General features: G+C 42.3%; 15 protein-coding genes. 6 read left to right on the forward strand and 9 right to left on the reverse strand.

Annotated elements, in window-relative coordinates:
- Positions 1 to 367 precede the first annotated feature (367 nt).
- Positions 368 to 1,261: a tetratricopeptide repeat protein gene (locus CDG77_RS01910; RefSeq protein ID WP_094327676.1), complete on the forward strand. Its 894-nt coding sequence runs from the start codon at positions 368 to 370 to the stop codon at positions 1,259 to 1,261.
- Positions 1,262 to 1,336: 75 nt separating this feature from the next.
- On the opposite strand, the gene CDG77_RS01915 is transcribed toward CDG77_RS01910, so the two are convergent.
- From CDG77_RS01915 to CDG77_RS01945, 6 genes are all read right to left on the reverse strand, one after another.
- On the reverse strand, positions 1,337 to 1,954 hold the full coding sequence (locus CDG77_RS01915; RefSeq protein ID WP_094327613.1) for a TMEM165/GDT1 family protein: 618 nt from the start codon (positions 1,952 to 1,954) through the stop codon (positions 1,337 to 1,339).
- A gap of 305 nt (positions 1,955 to 2,259) precedes the next feature.
- A complete protein-coding gene (locus CDG77_RS37335; RefSeq protein WP_094327614.1) occupies positions 2,260 to 5,874 on the reverse strand; it encodes an ELWxxDGT repeat protein in 3,615 nt (1,204 codons plus the stop codon).
- 654 nt (positions 5,875 to 6,528) lie between these two features.
- Complete coding sequence (locus tag CDG77_RS01930) at positions 6,529 to 7,491, reverse strand: protochlorophyllide reductase (RefSeq protein ID WP_094327616.1); 963 nt, start codon at positions 7,489 to 7,491, stop codon at positions 6,529 to 6,531.
- A 170-nt stretch (positions 7,492 to 7,661) separates the two neighbouring features.
- Positions 7,662 to 8,093, reverse strand: coding sequence for a hypothetical protein (locus CDG77_RS01935; protein WP_094327677.1), 432 nt, complete (start codon positions 8,091 to 8,093; stop codon positions 7,662 to 7,664).
- A gap of 125 nt (positions 8,094 to 8,218) precedes the next feature.
- Entirely contained in the window at positions 8,219 to 9,481 is a 1,263-nt protein-coding gene (locus CDG77_RS01940; protein WP_094327617.1) for a hybrid sensor histidine kinase/response regulator, read from the reverse strand.
- Between the two features lie 29 nt (positions 9,482 to 9,510).
- Positions 9,511 to 11,397, reverse strand: a complete 1,887-nt coding sequence (locus tag CDG77_RS01945; RefSeq protein WP_094327618.1) for an ATP-binding protein — start codon at positions 11,395 to 11,397, stop codon at positions 9,511 to 9,513.
- 280 nt (positions 11,398 to 11,677) lie between these two features.
- Here CDG77_RS01945 and petN point away from each other — a divergent pair, with 280 nt between their 5' ends.
- The 3 genes from petN (at position 11,678) to CDG77_RS01960 (ending at position 15,238) form a co-directional block, all read left to right on the forward strand.
- A complete protein-coding gene (petN, locus tag CDG77_RS01950) occupies positions 11,678 to 11,767 on the forward strand; it encodes a cytochrome b6-f complex subunit PetN (RefSeq protein ID WP_012408302.1) in 90 nt (29 codons plus the stop codon).
- Positions 11,768 to 11,774: 7 nt separating this feature from the next.
- Complete coding sequence (locus CDG77_RS36190) at positions 11,775 to 11,936, forward strand: hypothetical protein (protein ID WP_094327619.1); 162 nt, start codon at positions 11,775 to 11,777, stop codon at positions 11,934 to 11,936.
- Positions 11,937 to 12,088: 152 nt separating this feature from the next.
- On the forward strand, positions 12,089 to 15,238 hold the full coding sequence (locus CDG77_RS01960; RefSeq protein WP_094327620.1) for a GAF domain-containing protein: 3,150 nt from the start codon (positions 12,089 to 12,091) through the stop codon (positions 15,236 to 15,238).
- Here CDG77_RS01960 and CDG77_RS35130 read toward each other — a convergent pair.
- From CDG77_RS35130 to CDG77_RS35135, 3 genes are all read right to left on the reverse strand, one after another.
- Complete coding sequence (locus tag CDG77_RS35130; RefSeq protein WP_143856947.1) at positions 15,235 to 15,426, reverse strand: hypothetical protein; 192 nt, start codon at positions 15,424 to 15,426, stop codon at positions 15,235 to 15,237. The genes CDG77_RS01960 and CDG77_RS35130 overlap by 4 nt on opposite strands.
- A gap of 70 nt (positions 15,427 to 15,496) precedes the next feature.
- Complete coding sequence (locus CDG77_RS01965; RefSeq protein WP_094327621.1) at positions 15,497 to 16,393, reverse strand: DUF4351 domain-containing protein; 897 nt, start codon at positions 16,391 to 16,393, stop codon at positions 15,497 to 15,499.
- A 7-nt stretch (positions 16,394 to 16,400) separates the two neighbouring features.
- Positions 16,401 to 16,616, reverse strand: coding sequence for a hypothetical protein (locus tag CDG77_RS35135; protein WP_143856948.1), 216 nt, complete (start codon positions 16,614 to 16,616; stop codon positions 16,401 to 16,403).
- Positions 16,617 to 16,681: 65 nt separating this feature from the next.
- Here CDG77_RS35135 and CDG77_RS01970 point away from each other — a divergent pair, with 65 nt between their 5' ends.
- Positions 16,682 to 16,885, forward strand: a complete 204-nt coding sequence (locus tag CDG77_RS01970; protein ID WP_094327678.1) for a hypothetical protein — start codon at positions 16,682 to 16,684, stop codon at positions 16,883 to 16,885.
- Positions 16,882 to 17,154, forward strand: a complete 273-nt coding sequence (locus tag CDG77_RS01975) for a type II toxin-antitoxin system RelE family toxin (RefSeq protein ID WP_094327622.1) — start codon at positions 16,882 to 16,884, stop codon at positions 17,152 to 17,154. The genes CDG77_RS01970 and CDG77_RS01975 overlap by 4 nt, the downstream gene beginning before the upstream one ends.
- Positions 17,155 to 17,286 lie beyond the last annotated feature (132 nt).

The raw sequence follows: 17,286 nt of genomic DNA on the forward strand, positions 1-17,286 counted from the left end.
GCGGCGGAGACACATCCCATTGTGGGATTTTATAAAGGTAGCTGAAAAGAGCATTTGTGCGACTGATGAAAGTATATTTGCTTTTCACAAAGTCACACTAGGATACTCTATACAATCCTAAAGGCGCTAAATTTAGTGTTTGTACATTAAACGTGTAATTTAGCGCCCTGACACTAGTTTGGGAAGCATATCATAGCTACAATTCTGACGGCTCCTCCTAAAGTCATCACTTACTTTAGCAGTGTAGATAGTTAATTGTTATAAAATTCACAGGCAATTGGCGGTATTCCGCAAAGTTTTGGAAATTTTTAACTTTACGATTTGTGTAAATGATAATGTCATTAGAGTTCAGGAGAAAGACAAAACTGTGTTTCAAACACGCAATCGCTGGATGGTTCAAGTTGTCTTGGCGCTGGCAGTTCTTGCTTTTGTGGGTGTTTCAGTGATTCCCATAATTGGAGCATTTAATAATACGCCACCCTCAAATCAGAATACCGCTAGTAGCAGAGGCACTTTGCCCTCCTCTGACCAAAAATCAAAACTGGAAGACGAAGTACGGGGTTATGAACTGGTTTTGCAAAGGGAACCGGAAAATCAGACTGCGCTTAAGGGCTTATTGCAAGCGCGGCTACAACTATTGAGTCAAAAAGAAAAAAGTGAAATTAAACCAGCTGATATCCAAGTTGTTATTGAACCCCTAGAAAAGCTAGCCAAGCTAAATCCCGAACAGTCAGAATATTCAGTCCTACTAGCTCAAGCAAAACAGCAAATAGGCGATCGCGAAGGAGCCGCTCAAGCTTATCGCACGATTTTGTCTACAAAACCGGGCGATTTGAAGGCTTTGCAAGGAATGGTGGCTCTGTTAATCAGTCAACAACGCCCGGAAGCAGCTATTGGTTTGCTGCAAGAAAGCCTCTCTAAAGCAGCCCAAGCAAATACAATTCAGCCGGGAAGTGTAGATACAGTAGCCGTGCAAGTGCTGTTAGGTTCTGTTCATGCTTCCCAGAAACGCTATGCTCAAGCTAGCTCTGCTTATGACCAGGCAATTAAGAAAGATCCTAAAGATTTTCGCCCTGTTGTGGCAAAAGCGATGCTCCTGAAACAACAGGGCAAAAACGCAGAAGCAAAACCTTTATTTGATAGTGCCGCAGCTTTAGCACCTGCTCAGTACAAAGACGAAATTAAAAAGGCAGCAACTGCTTCCCTCATTCCTAATCGGGCTGCATCTCCCGCACCTTCATTGAAAAGTACTCCGAAGTAGGGAATTGGGAATTGGGAATTGAGTATAGTTATTCTCCTTGTCCCCCTTGTCCCTCTGCTCCCTTGCTTCTTCCCCTTACGCTCCCTCAATGGCAGCAACGACACCAAAGACTAAAAATAAGCATCCGCCAACAAAGGTGATTTGACGCTCAGAAATGCGTCCGGCAATCATTTTGCCGCCGATAACTGCGATCGCAGCACAAATGGCATGTCCTAAAATTGCACCTATTGTCACTCCAATTGGATTATTACCTGCGGCTAGGGCAATGGTGGCAATTTGGGTGCGATCGCCCCACTCTGCCATAAATGTCAATATAAAGGCTTCTATGACAATTGCTAAGGGAGTCTTTTGTTTTGGTAACTCCAAATCTGCTTTTTTCACCGCAGCTTCGGCTTCTTCTACAACTTCTGGATCGGAAGTGGCAGACATTTTACTAGCGTCATATAACAGCTTGATACCAAAGGCAATAAACAAAGCTATTTCGGCGTAATGAATATAAACTTTTGGCAACAGAGATACTGCTTGTCCAAATAGCACCGAAAGGATTGTCATCGCAGCTAAAGCAGCTGTCACCCCGACAAACACCAGCCGCCGAGGATGGTGCATCGCCAAAATCACGGCAATAAAAAATGTTTTATCGCCTAGTTCGGAAATTGTAATTAATAATAAACCTGCGGTAAAAGCTGTTAACACTCTATCAAGCTCCTGAAGAATCGTTTACCGATGTGAAGCTTGATGAGAACCAAAAGACCTCACCAAGTTTACACTTTTCGGTGTGAACTTAGTGAAGGTCTCGCTTTCAAATATTTACTTGCCATCTGAACCAGGCTCATCGCCAGTATGTTGATTCAGATGTACTGGCTTTTTATGTTTTTTGCCAGCAGCTACTCCCCTTCAATTTGATTTTAATTGTACATCTGTTAAAGGTGCAAGTCAAGGAAACTAGTTACACAGCAAAGTTAGGCAATCAAAGTAATGTTTGCATTAGCAAGCATTGCCTAATTCGAGAAGTGGGCTATCTTAACTTGTGCTGTACCACCAACTCCATCTTTATCAAAGAATAGGTTTCCCGTACTTCGATCGTAGATGAAGCGATCGCCTGTTGTTCTCGCACTAGTCCCAAGTCGGAACAAACCCGAATCGAGTATCGTATCCTGAGATTGTCCCAGTCCGAATTCTGCCTTGGAAATGAAGATAGTACCATTTCCAATAGTAAGATTAGCGATGATATCATGACCTCTGGTGTGGGCATTAGTCAGTTTAAAACTATGTTGCTCAGTTTCACCGAGGAGTACATCCTCACCTACGCCACCAAATAAGGTGCCATTGCCCAAACCACCAATGAGATTGTCACTTTCTATATCACCATTTAATTCGTTTGTAGTGATGCTGTCGTTAAAAGTGGTGGAAGCATCATTGCTATTAACCACTGTCAGGGCAAAAACATCGCTGACATCTGTCGTTCCATCACTAGCGATAACTTTGATGTTGAGGCTAGCAACGCTGTCATTTGTGGGAGTACCGCTCAAAGTAGTACCGTTCCAAGTCAACCAACTGGGGATTGATTCGCCATTTTCTAGGGTGGCGCTGTAGGTGAGGTTATCTGCCGCATCTTCATCTACAAAGGTGTTTGCTGGTAAGTTGAAGTTGAAGGTGGTGTCTGTTGTCGCTGTTTGGTCAGCAATGGCATTTGCCACAGTTGGGGCATCATTAATATTGTTAACTGCGATCGCGATCGCTTTCTCGTAGAACAAGCCACCCCGATCTGTGGTGCGTAAACGGATGTTGTAGCTATTTTTGGTTTCGTAGTCGGGTGAGACGTTGATGTGTAACTCGTTACCTACAATTGTGAAGGCGCTGTTATCGGTGCTGTCTGCACCTGAAACTAGGGTGTAGGTGTGGGTGTTATCTGTATCAGCGTCAGTGGTGCTAAAGTTGCCAATTACTGTGTCGGCAGGAACATTCTCGTTAATACTAGTAGCACTCAGGCTCAGGTCAGTGGGAGTATTGTTCAGGTCAAGCTTAAAAAGTTCTTGCCCAGTATTTCCGTTGTCAGCAAAAAAATAGAGTTTGCCATTGACATAAGTTAGGTTGTTAGGGTTGGAGCTAGCCGTACCAGAGAAGATATCCTTGACGCGGATAGTTCCAGTTTCTGTGCCATCACTCTTCCACAATTCATTGCCCCCACTGCTGTCGGTGGCACTGAAGTACAGCGTGCCGTTGATATTGGTCAGATTTTGCGGATTAGAGCTACCTATACCAGAGAAGATATCCTTGACGCGGACGGTTCCAGTTTCTGTGCCATCACTCTTCCACAATTCATTGCCCCCACTACTGTCGGTGGCACTGAAGTACAGCGTGCCGTTGATATTGGTCAGATTTTGCGGATTAGAGCTACCTATACCAGAGAAGATATCCTTGACACGGACGATTCCAGTTTCTGTGCCATCACTCTTCCACAATTCATTGCCCCCACTGCTGTCGGTGGCACCAAAGTACAGCGTGCCGTTGATATTGGTCAGATTTTGCGGATTAGAGCTACCTATACCAGAGAAGATATCCTTAACGCGGACAGTACCAGTTTCGGTGCCATCACTCTTCCACAGTTCAGAGCCACTACTGCTGTCAGTGGCACTGAAATATAGTGTGCCGTTGACATTTGTCAGATTTTGCGGATAAGAGCTACCCGAACCAGAGACGATATCCTTGACGCGGACAGTACCAGCATCAGTGCCATCACTCTTCCACAGTTCCCGACCCCCACTGCTGTCGGTAGCACTGAAATATAGCGTGCCGTTGATATTGGTCAGATTTTGCGGATTAGAGCTACCTGTACCAGAGAAGATATCCTTAACGCGAACAGTACCAGCTTCTGTACCGTCACTCTTCCATAGTTCCCGACCCCCACTGCTGTCGGTGGCAACGAAGTACATTGTGCCGTTGACATTGGTCAGAAAGTTCGGGTCAGAATTACCAGTACCAGAAAAGATATCCTTGACGCGGACGGTACCAGTTTCAGTGCCATCACTCTTCCACAGTTCAGTCCCTCCAGTGCTGTCATAGGCACTGAAGTACAGTGTGCCGTTGACATTGGTCAGGTTTTGCGGATTAGAGTTACCTGTCCCAGAGAAGATATCCTTGACACGAACAGTTCCAGCTTCTGTACCGTCACTCTTCCACAATTCATTGCCCCCACTGCTGTCGGTGGCTCTAAAGTACAGCGTGTCGTTGACATTGGTTAGAAAGTACGGTTCAGAGGAAACTGTGGCAGTATTTATATCCTTGACGCGGACGGTACCAGTTTCAGTGCCATCACTCTTCCACAGTTCAGAGCCACTACTGCTGTCAGTAGCTCTGAAATACAACGTGCCGTTGATATTGGCAAGAGAGTTAGGATTAGAGCTACCCGTACCAGAGAAGATATCCTTGACACGGACAGTACCAGCATCAGTGCCATCACTCTTCCACAGTTCATTGCCCCCAATGCTGTCATAAGCAACAAAGTACAGCGTGCCGTTAACATTGGTCAGGTTTTGCGGATTAGAGCTACCTGTCCCAGAGAAGATGTCTTTGACTCTGACAGTACCAGCATCAGTGCCATCACTCTTCCACAGTTCATAGCCACCACTGCTATCGCTAGCACTGAAGTAGAGTATGCCGTTGATATTCGTTAGATAGTTAGGGTAAGAGCTACCCGTACCAGAGAAGATGTCTTTGACTCTGACAGTGCCAGCCTCAGTGCCATCACTCTTCCAAAGTTCAATGCCTCCACTGCTATCGGTAGCTCTGAAGTAGAGTATGCCGTTGACATTAGTCAGATTTTGCGGATTAGAGCTACCGGTACCAGAGAAGATGTCTTTGACGCGGACAGTACCAGTCTCGGTGCCATCACTCTTCCACAGTTCAGTCCCTCCAGTGCTGTCGCTGGCACTGAAGTACAGTGTGCCGTTGACATCGGTCAGATTTTGCGGGTAAGAGCTACCTGTACCAGAGAAGATATCCTTGACGCGGACAGTACCAGCCTCGGTGCCATCACTCTTCCACAGTTCAGTCCCTCCAGTGATGTCGCTGGCACTGAAGTACAGTGTGCCGTTGACATTGGTCAAATTTTGCGGGTAAGAGCTACCTGTACCAGAGGAGATGTCTTTGACACGGACAGTACCAGTCTCGGTGCCATCACTCTTCCACAGTTCAGTCCCTCCAGTGCTGTCGCTGGCACTGAAGTACAGTGTGCCGTTGACATTGGTCAAATTTTGCGGATTAGAGCTACCCGTGCCTGAGAAGATATCTTTTACAAGGACAGTACCAGCCTCGGTGCCATCACTCTTCCACAGTTCAGAGCCTCCAGTGCTGTCGATCGCTCTAAAGTATAGTGTGCCATTGATATTGGTCAGATTTTGCGGATTAGAGCTACCTGTACCAGAGAAGATATCTTTTACAAGGACAGTACCAGTCTCTGTGCCATCACTTTTCCAAAGTTCATAGCCCTCACTGTTGTCGATTGCAACGAAGTACAGCGTGCCGTTGACATTGGTTAGATTTTGCGGGTTAGAGGAAACTCCACCAGTATTTATATCTTTTGCCAGGCTAATCGATGCTTCTTCTGTTGCCATAATCGTTTTTCCTTAAACCTTTGGATAAGAATCACAAGTGAAATCAGGCGTTGGTTGATGCTCCAATCTTCTTGCTTGCAGAGATGCGATCGCTGAATGCCCTAGCTTCGCTTTTTTACAATTCAACAGCCTCAGTAAAGATGTTGAATTTTATCAAGAAAGAATTTAGGAGTCAGGAGCCAGAATTCACAAGAAGGTTAAGCAATTAGCAATTAATCAAGGGTTTAACATCCTCCATTAAATATTAAATTTAGTGGACTTCAATGGCGGATCTAAATCCTCACAATAATAGATTCTGACTTATTCCTGGAATTTTCTTTATATAAAAATATAAAGCCAATTTAGGAGGTATGCATAGATGTGCCCTTGGGAAACCCGCCCACACGACTTGCTCCCCTACGGATCTTTTCATAAATCAAACCGGATTCCTAATAGTCATAATTCATATTTAATCTTCTCTGCTTTTCCTGAAGATTATTTCAGAGTTATGGCTTATATAAATAAGTTGAAATTCAATAAAGCTATCAATAAATTCAGAGGTGACTTAATAATCACCTCAACTATTTTTCACCAGGACATAATGCCGATTAATTCAAAAAAGTGGATCGATGAATTAATGAACTATGCTCCAGGATAAAGCCAAATCCTATGCCATTATGCAATTCCAACCAACTTGGCGCTTAGTTGCCACATGCGATCGCCTTTATCATCATCGCGGGCTTGAGGAGAAACCTTTTGAACAAAGGATTTACCATCTTCTTTCTGGCGATTTCCCCAACTCCAATACACACCAGATTGATTATACTCAGGATCGGCAACCACTGCCGCAACCCGTTCTCCTGCCAACTCCTGAGATACATATCCCTTAGTGATGTACTTCTGGAATAATGGGAAGATTTTCTGAAACAGGGGATAGTGGTTTCTAAATAGCGGCGTTTCTGCAACACATCCCGGATAGAGAGAGTTGAAGACGATACCTGTTGACTCGTGATAGCGCTGATGGAGTTCCCGCATGGTTAGCACGTTACAAACCTTGCTGTCTTTGTAAGCTTTGACTGGTTCAAATTTCTTGCCATCAATCATTGAGATTGGCTCTTTAAATCCTTCTGCAAAGCCTTGCAAATCGCCCAAGTCTGGACGCGGCGGAATTTTCCCACCTAGTTCGTCTGGATTGTGGGTGACAGTTCCCAAAATTACAAGCCTTGGATCTGAAGATGACTTCTTTAGATCCTCTAACATCAGGTTGCACAAAAGGAAATGTCCCAGGTGATTTGTCGCAACACTTAACTCAAATCCTTCTGGGCTTCGCAGTGGCTCCTTTAGCAAAGGCATATAAATTGCAGCATTGCACACTAAAGCGTCTAAAGAGTTTCCGCTTGCTCGGAAGTTCTTCACAAATTGTCGAACGCTATCCATTGAGCCGAGATCGATATGCATGATAGTGTAGCTGCCCTGGTGGGGGATTCCTACAGATTGGGCTGCAAGTTGAGCCTTCGCTACATCTCTACAGGCCATCACTACATACCATCCCCTTTCAGCAAGAGCCTTGGCAGCGTACAAACCGACACCTGAAGAGGCACCTGTGATTATAACCGTTGACTTCCTATCCTGTACCATTCTATTCTGACTCTGTTAATCACCTTTTCCTATCTTCAGGATTTTACATCACTGAGTTATCACCTCTCAGAGGTGATTTTTAAACAGAGGTTACAGCACTCCTGATGGAAAAGTTATGCTTCCAGTGACACTGGTTGTAATTTCATCATAACTTTGCTGTGACAGCAAAGTTATGATGAAAAAGGTTTAAGCCAATGGAGTTTAATAGCGATATCAAGAGCGATCGCAGCAAACGCAAACCACAATAAACTTTCTGCTGCTAATACCAAAAAAGGCCAAATTGTACTGTTAGAATTCCACCCAAGCTCTATCTGAGTTAATCCCCGCACCAAGCCAAAGGCTAAAACACCACCAGCTTTGAGTTGGGGATTTTTATCTGAGCGGATGATATAACGATAGGTAACACCAAATAATAAGCCAGTAAAAGTTGCAACTGCACCACCGATCAACCAATGCCAGTTAACATTACTTTGGAGACTTGCAAGGATCTCAAAATACTTTGCTAATCCAAAAGTATTCAAGAGACTGGTAAGTATAAAAGTAAAACACATAGATAAACCTCCAACTATTCCAGCCTTGAGGGATTCTATGCGTTCTACCATTAATTTAGGATCTAAAGTTGAATTCACTCTATATAGAAATGAGGGATTGGATATTGGGAAAATACTTCCCCAATATCCAATATGATAAATGCTACAGCAGCTTTGTAATTAATTAAATGCTGTTATTAGATGGGAATTTTGATGATAAACTCAGTTCCCATACCTGGTTGAGAATTTACATCTAATACACCTTTGTGTTTCTCTACAACTATTTCATAAGCTATCGACAAGCCGAGTCCAGTGCCTTTCCCTACGCTTTTTGTGGTAAACAACGGCTCAAACAAGCGTTTTTTAAGCCGTTCAGGAATACCAATCCCATTGTCAGCAATCCGAATTACAACCAATTTCTCATAATCTATTTCTGTTGCAATTTTTATTTGAGGAATTAGATTGCTCATTTTGCCTTCAATTATAGCTTCATCAAGAGCATCAATTGCATTTGCTAAAATGTTCATAAATACTTGATTCATCTGACCTAGATAGCAGTTTACCTCTGGTAGTACTCCATAACTTTTAATAATTTCAATGCCAGGACGATCGCCATTAGCCTTGATCCGGTGTTGCAAAATCATTAGTGTACTATCAAGTCCTTGGTGCAAATTAGCAGAGATTTTGGTATCACTATCCGAGCGACAGAAGCTGCGGAGTGAATTAGAAAGGTTGCGAATTCGTTCGCTTCCTATCTGGAGTGAGTTCAAAATTTTTCCCATATCTTCGAGAACAAAATTCAGATCCAAGTTCTCAACAGCATTGGTAATTTTGGCTGTTGGATTGGGATACTCTTGTTCGTACAGGAAAAGCAACTTGGTGATTCCAGCAATGTATTCTTCTAAGGGGGGAATATTGCTAGAAATAAAGTTAATGGGGTTGTTGATTTCATGGCCAATACCAGCGATTAACTCTCCGAGTGTTGATAGTTTTTCTTGCTGTACCAGTTGGACTTGAGCTTGTTGCAAAGCCTTGGTGCGATCGCTAACTTGTTGTTCCAACGATTCAGTCAATTGTTTGAGTTGTAAATGCACGCGCACCCTAGCAATAACTTCCTCTTGTGCAAACGGTTTAGGGATATAGTCTACTGCACCGAGGGAAAATCCCTTAGTTTTGCTTTCCGTATCCGCCAAAGCAGTGGTGAAAATAATGGGAATGTTTTCGGTGAGAGGATTGGCTTTGAGGCGACGACAAGTCTCAAATCCGTCAATACCGGGCATTTGGACATCCAGCAAAATCAATTCTGGTTGATTGCGTTCAGCTTGAGCGATCGCAGTTTCTCCATCGACTGCAACACGGAAACGAAAACCCTCACTACTGAGAGCTGCACACAGGACAGATAAATTTGTCGGATTATCATCCACAATCAAAATGAATCCATTATTTTGGGGTTTTCTCATGTTCGGTTAAAAATGCAATTTGATTTAAATTAATTGATATATTCTTCAATAAAACTTTCCAACCGCTTGAGTTGGAAATTACTAGCAAGCTGGATTATCTTCTGGACAAAAGTGTTTAGCCGCTCATCAGATACAGAAAGTTGTTCAACCATTTCTAAAATATTTTGAATATCACCATCTTGGGCTAGTTCGAGCAACTCTTGTAAAACCTCTTGGGCAGGATAAATCATTTCAGTCTGTTCTTCAAAACCACCTGTAGAGATTTTTGCAATTGCTTCTAACTTAACGTCAAAAATCCATTCTAGCTGCATAAATTGTCGTAGCATTTCTAGCAGCGTTTCAGCTTCTACAGGCTTTGGTAAAAAGGCATCTGCACCGACATCAATACTTTTGTGCTGGTCGACTGCAAACACACTGGCTGAGGAAGCGATAACAGGAATCTCTTTAAATTGCTCAGACTGACGCAAACGATTTATAAACTCAAATCCATCTAATATCGGCATCACTAAATCAGTAACGATCGTGTCTGGTTTGTGGGCTAAAGACTGTGCCCATGCTTCCTGACCATTACTAGCTTCTACAACAGTAAACCCAACTGGTTCTAGTAAATTTACAATTACCGAGCGGTTTTCCCATTTATCATCCGCAATCAAAATAGTGCGCCTTTGTCCTTGATAACCAATAATAGTTCCTTCCTCAACTACTCTAGAAACCTTTGCCCAATCTTTAGATTCTAATAATTTTGCCTCAAACCAAAAAGTGCTACCTTTGCCAAATTCACTTTGCACCTGAATTTGACCACCCATCAACAAAACAATTTTTTGGCTGATTGCTAATCCTAAGCCTGTACCTTCAGATTGTCGTTTCTGACTTCCCACTTGCTCAAAGGGCTGAAAGATTTTCTCGGCTTGTTCGGGGGTTATACCCGTGCCAGTATCTACTACCTGAAAGCGAATTTTGTAGTTAATTTTGCCATTGGCATTTGATTCTTGACTAATTACCTGAACCTTGAAGGTGACACTGCCTTTATGAGTAAATTTCATGGCATTACTAAGCAAGTTAATCAGTACTTGCCGCAAGCGTTTTTCATCAGCATGAATACCCGTTGGTAAATTAGGATCGAGTTCGACGTGAAATGCGATGACTTTTTGTTCTGCCCTAATGCGGCAAATTTCAGTCACGCTATCTATAAAGGCAGGGAAGTAGAAATCAATAGGATATAATTCCAACTTCCGGGCTTCTATCTTGGAAAGATCCAAAACATCATTAATTAAGGTTAAAAGATGAGAACCACATTGATAAATAACGCCGAGTCCTTTGCGTCCTTTTTCACTCAAAGATTCTGTGCGTTGGATAATTTGTGTATAGCCCAGGATGCCGTTAAGGGGCGTGCGTAGTTCATGACTCATATTGGCGAGAAATTCACTCTTGGCTTGGTTGGAGTTTTGAGCTACTTCTTCCGCAAGGCGTAGTTCCTTCTCGATGCGCTTGCGCTCAACAATTTCAGTTGAAAGTACTTTATTAATAGCTTCTAACTGGGCTGGGCTAGGTAGTGTCAGAGCTTGAGGCATGAGGTAAAATAACGCAAATGCCGTATATATAGAAATAATGGCAGTTAGAGCTTTTAAAGCACCTGCAACCCAATAGTCTGGATGCCAAAGCGTCCAAATATCTATCAAGTGTCCAGTACCGCAGGCAATGATAAAAGCACCAAATAATAAAAAGACTCCATTAAAAGGAACGTCTTTGCGCTTGGAAATAAAGTAAATTAGTAAGAAGGGAATAGAATAATAGGCAAAGGCAATCGTGGCATCAGAAATAATGTGGAGCCAAACTAATCCAGTTTGCCAGAGATAACAATGCCCGTGGGGAATAAAACCGTTAGATTGGAAAAAATAGCTGAAAAATATCGGCATAATACTAGGGGTTGTTGGATTTGGAATATATACCCGTAACCCTAGTATTCCCAAAGTATCTAGTTAAGAAAGCGCGATCGCTATTTTTTCACATTAGTCTTGATTAATGCATGAAGTACTAGCGTACCAAGAAAAAATGGTGTCTGTTTTGTGTAGGTGTAGCCCGTTGTAGACATCGCCCGCCAAAGTTACAATGTAATTTATAAAAAAAATCTCAGCCTGTCCAATCCCTGTATGATAAATATTAGAAACCTTTTGTAATTATTTGAAAAGCGGGACTATGGAGATTTTGACACTAGGTTGGGTATCGCTGTTAGTTGTGTTTACTTGGTCAATTGCAATGGTAGTTTGGGGACGTAACGGACTGTAGAAGCATTGTGGAAAGTCCATTTTTGAGTATTTTAACAATAGTAGCCATAGTGCTGCTCGTAGTAGTCACTGGTGGTATTGGTTATTTGACTGTGGCAGATTGGCGCGATCGCCGTCGCCGAGATGAAGAAAAACGCACCACCCGCAGCGCCACTCCCAAGCGGCGATAATTTTCTCGCGGTTGAAAAATGTTTTTGTAGGGACACGATACTATCGTGTCCCTACAATGTTTTTTTGGCATTCCGAGAAAATACTGTTACCTTTGCGATCGCAACGGGAATCATGAGATAGAAGACTTTCAATATTTAAAGTCCCACTGGGAATGGAAAACTCCTCTACTAATCAACCCATAGAACCAAATTCAGAACGGCAAGAATCTCATTCAGATGTGACATCCTCTTTGCATCAGAATGAGCAACAAAAAGCCTTGTCTGGAGTTATTGCCCGCATTCGCGAGTCTCTAGATATAGACGCGATCTTCAAAATTACAGTCACTGAAGTCCGCCAACTTCTGAAAAGCGATCGGGTTGGCGTGTTCCGTTTCTATCCTGATTTGGCATGGGAAGGGGAATTTATCTATGAAGATGTGGCAACCGAATGGGATTCGGCATTAGCAGCCAAACTGCGCGACCACTGCTTTAGTGAGGAGTTCGCAGGACTTTATCAGCAAGGTCGAATTAGAGCAATAACCGATATTTATGAAGTTAATGCTAGTGATTGCTATATCCAGATTCTGGAAAAATTCCAAGTACGTGCCAGTATAATTGCCCCCTTGATCAAAGGTAAAGATTTATGGGGATTGTTGTGTATTCATCAGTGTGGTAATCCTCGACAATGGGAAGCATCAGAAATTGAGTTTGTGCAATTAATTGCCGAACATCTAGGAGTTGCTTTACAGCAAGCAGATTTCCTGGAGCAAGTCAAACTACAATCAGCAGAACTAGCACAAGCAAAAGCCAGAGAAAAAGCAGCCCAATGGCAGAAAACCATAGCCATCACCATTGAGAAAATTCGCCAGTTCCTAGATTTGGAAAGCATTTTCCATACAACTACCGGAGAACTTAGGCAGCTACTAAATGCCGATCGCGTGGCTATTTATCGCTTCAATCCCGATTGGAGTGGTGAATTCGTGTTTGAATCAGTGGCAGAAGGTTGGGTTTCCCTCATAGATCGACAGTCGCAACGACCGGAATTGAAAGAGAATGTCAGCGAATGTAGCGCCAAAGATTTAGCTAACCCCCCAGTCGCTGATACCTACTTACAAGATACAGAAGGTGGTATCTTCAGTCAGTGTGAAGTGTACCGGATTTGTAATGATATTTACAATTCAGGCTTTAGTGACTGCTACATTAAAGTTTTAGAGATATATCAAGCAAGAGCTTATGCGATCGTTGCCATTTACCACGGTCAGAAGCTTTGGGGCTTGCTAGCAGCATACCAAAATGCTGGAACCCGTGATTGGCAAAAAGATGAGGTTTACTTGCTTACCCAAGTTGGCACCCAACTAGGTGTGGCTTTGCAGCAAGCGGAATTTATCCAACAAATGCAGATTCAAGCAGCAGACATCAGCAAAGCTGCTGAAAGGCAAAGGGCGTTGGCGCACACAGTAGAAAAAATTCGTCAGTCACTTGAAATTGAAACCATATTTAAAACCACTACTCAAGAAGTTCGTCGGTTATTAGAAGTGGAACGAGTCGCAATTTATCGCTTCTATCCTGATTGGAGTGGGGAATTTGTGGCTGATTCCATCGTTGATGGCTGGACACCAATAGTTAAGCCGCAACCAGTGACAGAACGCGTTGTTGTGCAAGGAAAACAAGCGGGTAAGTATGCACGTAATGAAGTTTTTGTACCAATTTCTCAGGGTGAAAAGCTGTGGGGATTGTTAGTAGCTTATCAAAACTCCCAGCCCCGCTATTGGCAAGATGAGGAAATCAACTTATTGGCGCAAGTTGGTGTTCAATTGGGGGTAGCATTACAGCAAGCTGAGTCATTAAAACAGATGCAGGTGCAAGCCCAGAAACTGGCTAAAGCCGCCGAAAGAGAACGGAAAGCAGCACAAAGGGAGAAAGCTTTAGCCGCAACGGTGGAGAAAATTCGCCAGTCTCTTGATATTGATACTATCTTTGCTACCAGTACAGAAGAAGTCCGACGATTATTGGAAGTTGAGCGAGTGACAATCTATCGATTCCGCGCTGATTGGAGTGGCGAATTTGTTGCTGAGTCTTTAGCCCAAAGTTTGACACCGGTAAAGGAAATTATAGCTGCGATGTCTACGACGGGCTATTCTTACGCAAGTAATTACTTGCAAGAAACCCAAGACGGAGATTTTGCTAATAATAAAACTCTTGTTATTAAGGATATTTACAGTACCGATTATTCTATTCCTTATATTGCCCTAATTGAGCTAATGGAGGCTAGGGCATATATTATCGTGCCGATTTTTCAAGGTGATAATCTCTGGGGATTACTAGCAGCTTATCAAAATATCAAACCCCGTGATTGGCAAGAAGATGAGATAGATTTGCTGATGCAGATTGGTACTCAGTTAGGGGTAGGACTTCAGCAAGCAGAATTACTCGAACAAACTCAAGTTCAAAAAGAAGAAATTACCCAGACTCTCAAAGAATTGCAAGACACTCAGAGCCAGTTGATTCAAAGTGAAAAAATGGCAGGTTTAGGGCAGTTAGTTGCTGGTATAGCACATGAAATTAACAACCCGATTAGTTTTATTTACGGCAACATGACTTATGTTAAGGAACATACCGAAAATTTATTTAAATTACTGCGCCTTTATCAGAAACAGTATCCTAAGACAACAGAGGAAATTAAAAAGCAAGTAGCAGCATTAGATTTAGATTTCATTAATGATGACTTGCCCAAAATTCTTGCTTCAATGAAGATGGGGGCAGAGAGGATCTCTCAATTAGTCTTGTCGTTACGAATTTTTTCTCGACTTGATGAAACAGGAATAAAACCAGTCGATCTTCATGAAGGCATCAATAGTACGTTGCTAATTTTACAACATCGACTGCAATCACAGACTAATTCTTTTGCTATTGAGGTAGTTAAACAATATGGTGAATTGCCTCCAGTAGTCTGCTATGCAGCCCAGATGAATCAGGTGTTTATGAATATTATTAACAACGCGATTGATGCACTGGAAAATTCAGCAATTAGTGGAAAAAAAATTGACACTCCTAAAATTTGGATACGTACAGAAGTCATAGAAGAGAATACTATATTGATTTGGATTGCTGACAATGGTTGTGGGATTCCAGAGATTGTGCGATCGCGTATTTTTGAACCTTTCTTTACCACCAAACAACCCGGACAAGGTACTGGATTGGGTCTATCTATTAGCTACCAAATTATTGTCGAAAAACACGGTGGTAATATCAAGTGTGTTTCTGAACCTGGTAACGGCTGTGAGTTCTGGATAGAAATCCCAATGAAACGGATAGTTAGCTAAGAAAAAATCAGGCACTTATGTACAGAGGTTAGGAGGAGCGATCGCGTTTCAATAAAAAGCAAGCGATCGCCTTTTTTAACGAACTTTTCTAGGCACAGAGGACACAGAGGAAGGAGAGAACGCACTGTAGATATTTTCAGGCGATCGCTCTTTTGTTTCGCGCAAAGTCGCAGCGAAGCGATCGCCACTCCAAATCTTCTATACTTGATGACACACGTTTAGTTGCGGCGATGATAACACACCAGATTACACATTTACTTACATTTGTTGCAACCAAGCCACTAAATCAGCTTCAGTGGAAAAATCTAGTAAGGCTTCCGCTAAATCCTCTAACTGAGTTAACGATAACCCGCGCAGCCGCTCTTGTAATTCAGCAGTAATTACACCAATTCGCTTTGTTAATAGACGCTGGATTATTTTCAACTCTCCTTGTTGTATCCCTGACTCCATCCAACTGGTGACGATTTGCATAACTACCTCCTGTTGAGTTGGTTCAAATTGAGCAATTTCAGTCTGGAAAATTTCTTCTTCTTGAGCATTTAGCCGTAGGTAGGTGTCAATAAACCCAGAAATCAATTGTGTCCGCGCTGGATCTAGCTGTAAGGTAGCTAGCAGGCGCAGACACTCAGATTTTACTCTGGGACGGTCTTTTGGCGCTATGTTCATTTTAGCCATGAGCGCACTAGCTACGGGATTTTGCTGTTGCAGATATTCTCGCCAATTCAGACGATTTAACTGGATGACATCATAGTTGAACTGCAAAACAACTTTATTGGGAAATGCTACCTGATGAAAATTTGTTTCAGCTTTTTTGGGACTATCGTAAGAAAACAAGGCGATGGGATACACTGGCAAGGCGTATTTTTCATACAATCTAGCGAAGTAGCGATACATCCGCAAATCAAAAGCTTCTTGATAATAAGCTTGATGTTCTAGATGTATTAGGAAAAACGATTCTTGGCCTCTAAATCTCGCTTTTACTACTAAGTCAGTTTCATATTTTTCTCCAGCAGTCACATCGGTAAATACTTCTTTGTCAATGAAGGAGATGGTGTCCCGTTCCAGATAAGCTGTTATTTCTGGAAAGAATAACTCAATGAACTCCCAGAAGAAGGTTGTTAAGAGTTCTTTGAATAGGCGATCGTGGTCTATCATCTCAAATTTATATCATGTCTTGATGGGCGATCGCACGGTGAAGATTTTGTAGGCGATCGCTCTTTTTAACAAACCACAGAGGAAGAAGAGGGCGATCGCTCTTTTTAACGAACCACAGAGGCACAGAGAACACAGAGGAAGGAGAGAACAGGCGATCTTTGGGAGTTTTAGATATCGCTCTTTTGTTTCGCGCAAAGTCGCAGCGAAGCGATCGCCACTCCAAATCTTCTATACTTGTACTATGTAAAGGTAATCAAATTCTCTATGATTACAAACACTAATACCCAAATGAAAACCAATCAATATCCATTTGCTCAAGAATTAATCACAGATACTCAAGGTAATATTCGTAAAGTAATTATCGATTTTCAAGACTATCTACGTTTATTAGAAGTAATTGAAGATGAAGGATTGATATTAGCAATCAAAGAAGTACAACAAGAAATACCATTAAATATTAATGAAGCATTAGCCGAATTAGAAAGAGAGTGAATACCCAGTATCTATCCAGCTTTATTAAAGATTTAAAAGCACTCAAAAGTACACCTTACTATGAGACGATTAAAGTACTTGCTTTTGAAGAAATACCACTAATAGCTAACTTTGAAGAAATTACTAATATCAAAAAGCTTCAAGGATATGATGATATTTATCGGATTCGTATAGGTGATTATCGGATCGGGATTATATTTGACGGTGAAACACTAATATTTCAGCGCGTGTTACATCGCAAAGATATTTATCGCTATTTTCCAAAGTAAGTCAAATTAGTTATTTTGTAGAATTGTGCGATCGCACAATAGAGATTTTGCAGGCGATCGCTCTTTTCAACGAACCACAGAGACGCAGAGGAAGAAGAGAGCGATCGCACGCTGAAAATTTTACAGGCGATC

The sequence above is a fragment of the Nostoc sp. 'Peltigera membranacea cyanobiont' 213 genome (genome assembly GCF_002245975.1).
Lineage (GTDB): Bacteria > Cyanobacteriota > Cyanobacteriia > Cyanobacteriales > Nostocaceae > Nostoc.

What these genes read in the sequence shown, in the direction of transcription:
- CDG77_RS01960 (WP_094327620.1), top strand. Translation starts at nt 12,089, where the DNA reads ATGGAAAACTCCTCTACTAATCAACCCATAGAACCAAATTCAGAACGG.
- CDG77_RS01970 (WP_094327678.1), top strand. Translation starts at nt 16,682, where the DNA reads ATGAAAACCAATCAATATCCATTTGCTCAAGAATTAATCACAGATACT.
- CDG77_RS01930 (WP_094327616.1), bottom strand. Translation starts at nt 7,491, where the DNA reads ATGGTACAGGATAGGAAGTCAACGGTTATAATCACAGGTGCCTCTTCA.
- petN (WP_012408302.1), top strand. Translation starts at nt 11,678, where the DNA reads ATGGAGATTTTGACACTAGGTTGGGTATCGCTGTTAGTTGTGTTTACT.
- CDG77_RS01965 (WP_094327621.1), bottom strand. Translation starts at nt 16,393, where the DNA reads ATGATAGACCACGATCGCCTATTCAAAGAACTCTTAACAACCTTCTTC.
- CDG77_RS01945 (WP_094327618.1), bottom strand. Translation starts at nt 11,397, where the DNA reads ATGCCGATATTTTTCAGCTATTTTTTCCAATCTAACGGTTTTATTCCC.
- CDG77_RS01935 (WP_094327677.1), bottom strand. Translation starts at nt 8,093, where the DNA reads ATGGTAGAACGCATAGAATCCCTCAAGGCTGGAATAGTTGGAGGTTTA.
- CDG77_RS37335 (WP_094327614.1), bottom strand. Translation starts at nt 5,874, where the DNA reads ATGGCAACAGAAGAAGCATCGATTAGCCTGGCAAAAGATATAAATACT.
- CDG77_RS01940 (WP_094327617.1), bottom strand. Translation starts at nt 9,481, where the DNA reads ATGAGAAAACCCCAAAATAATGGATTCATTTTGATTGTGGATGATAAT.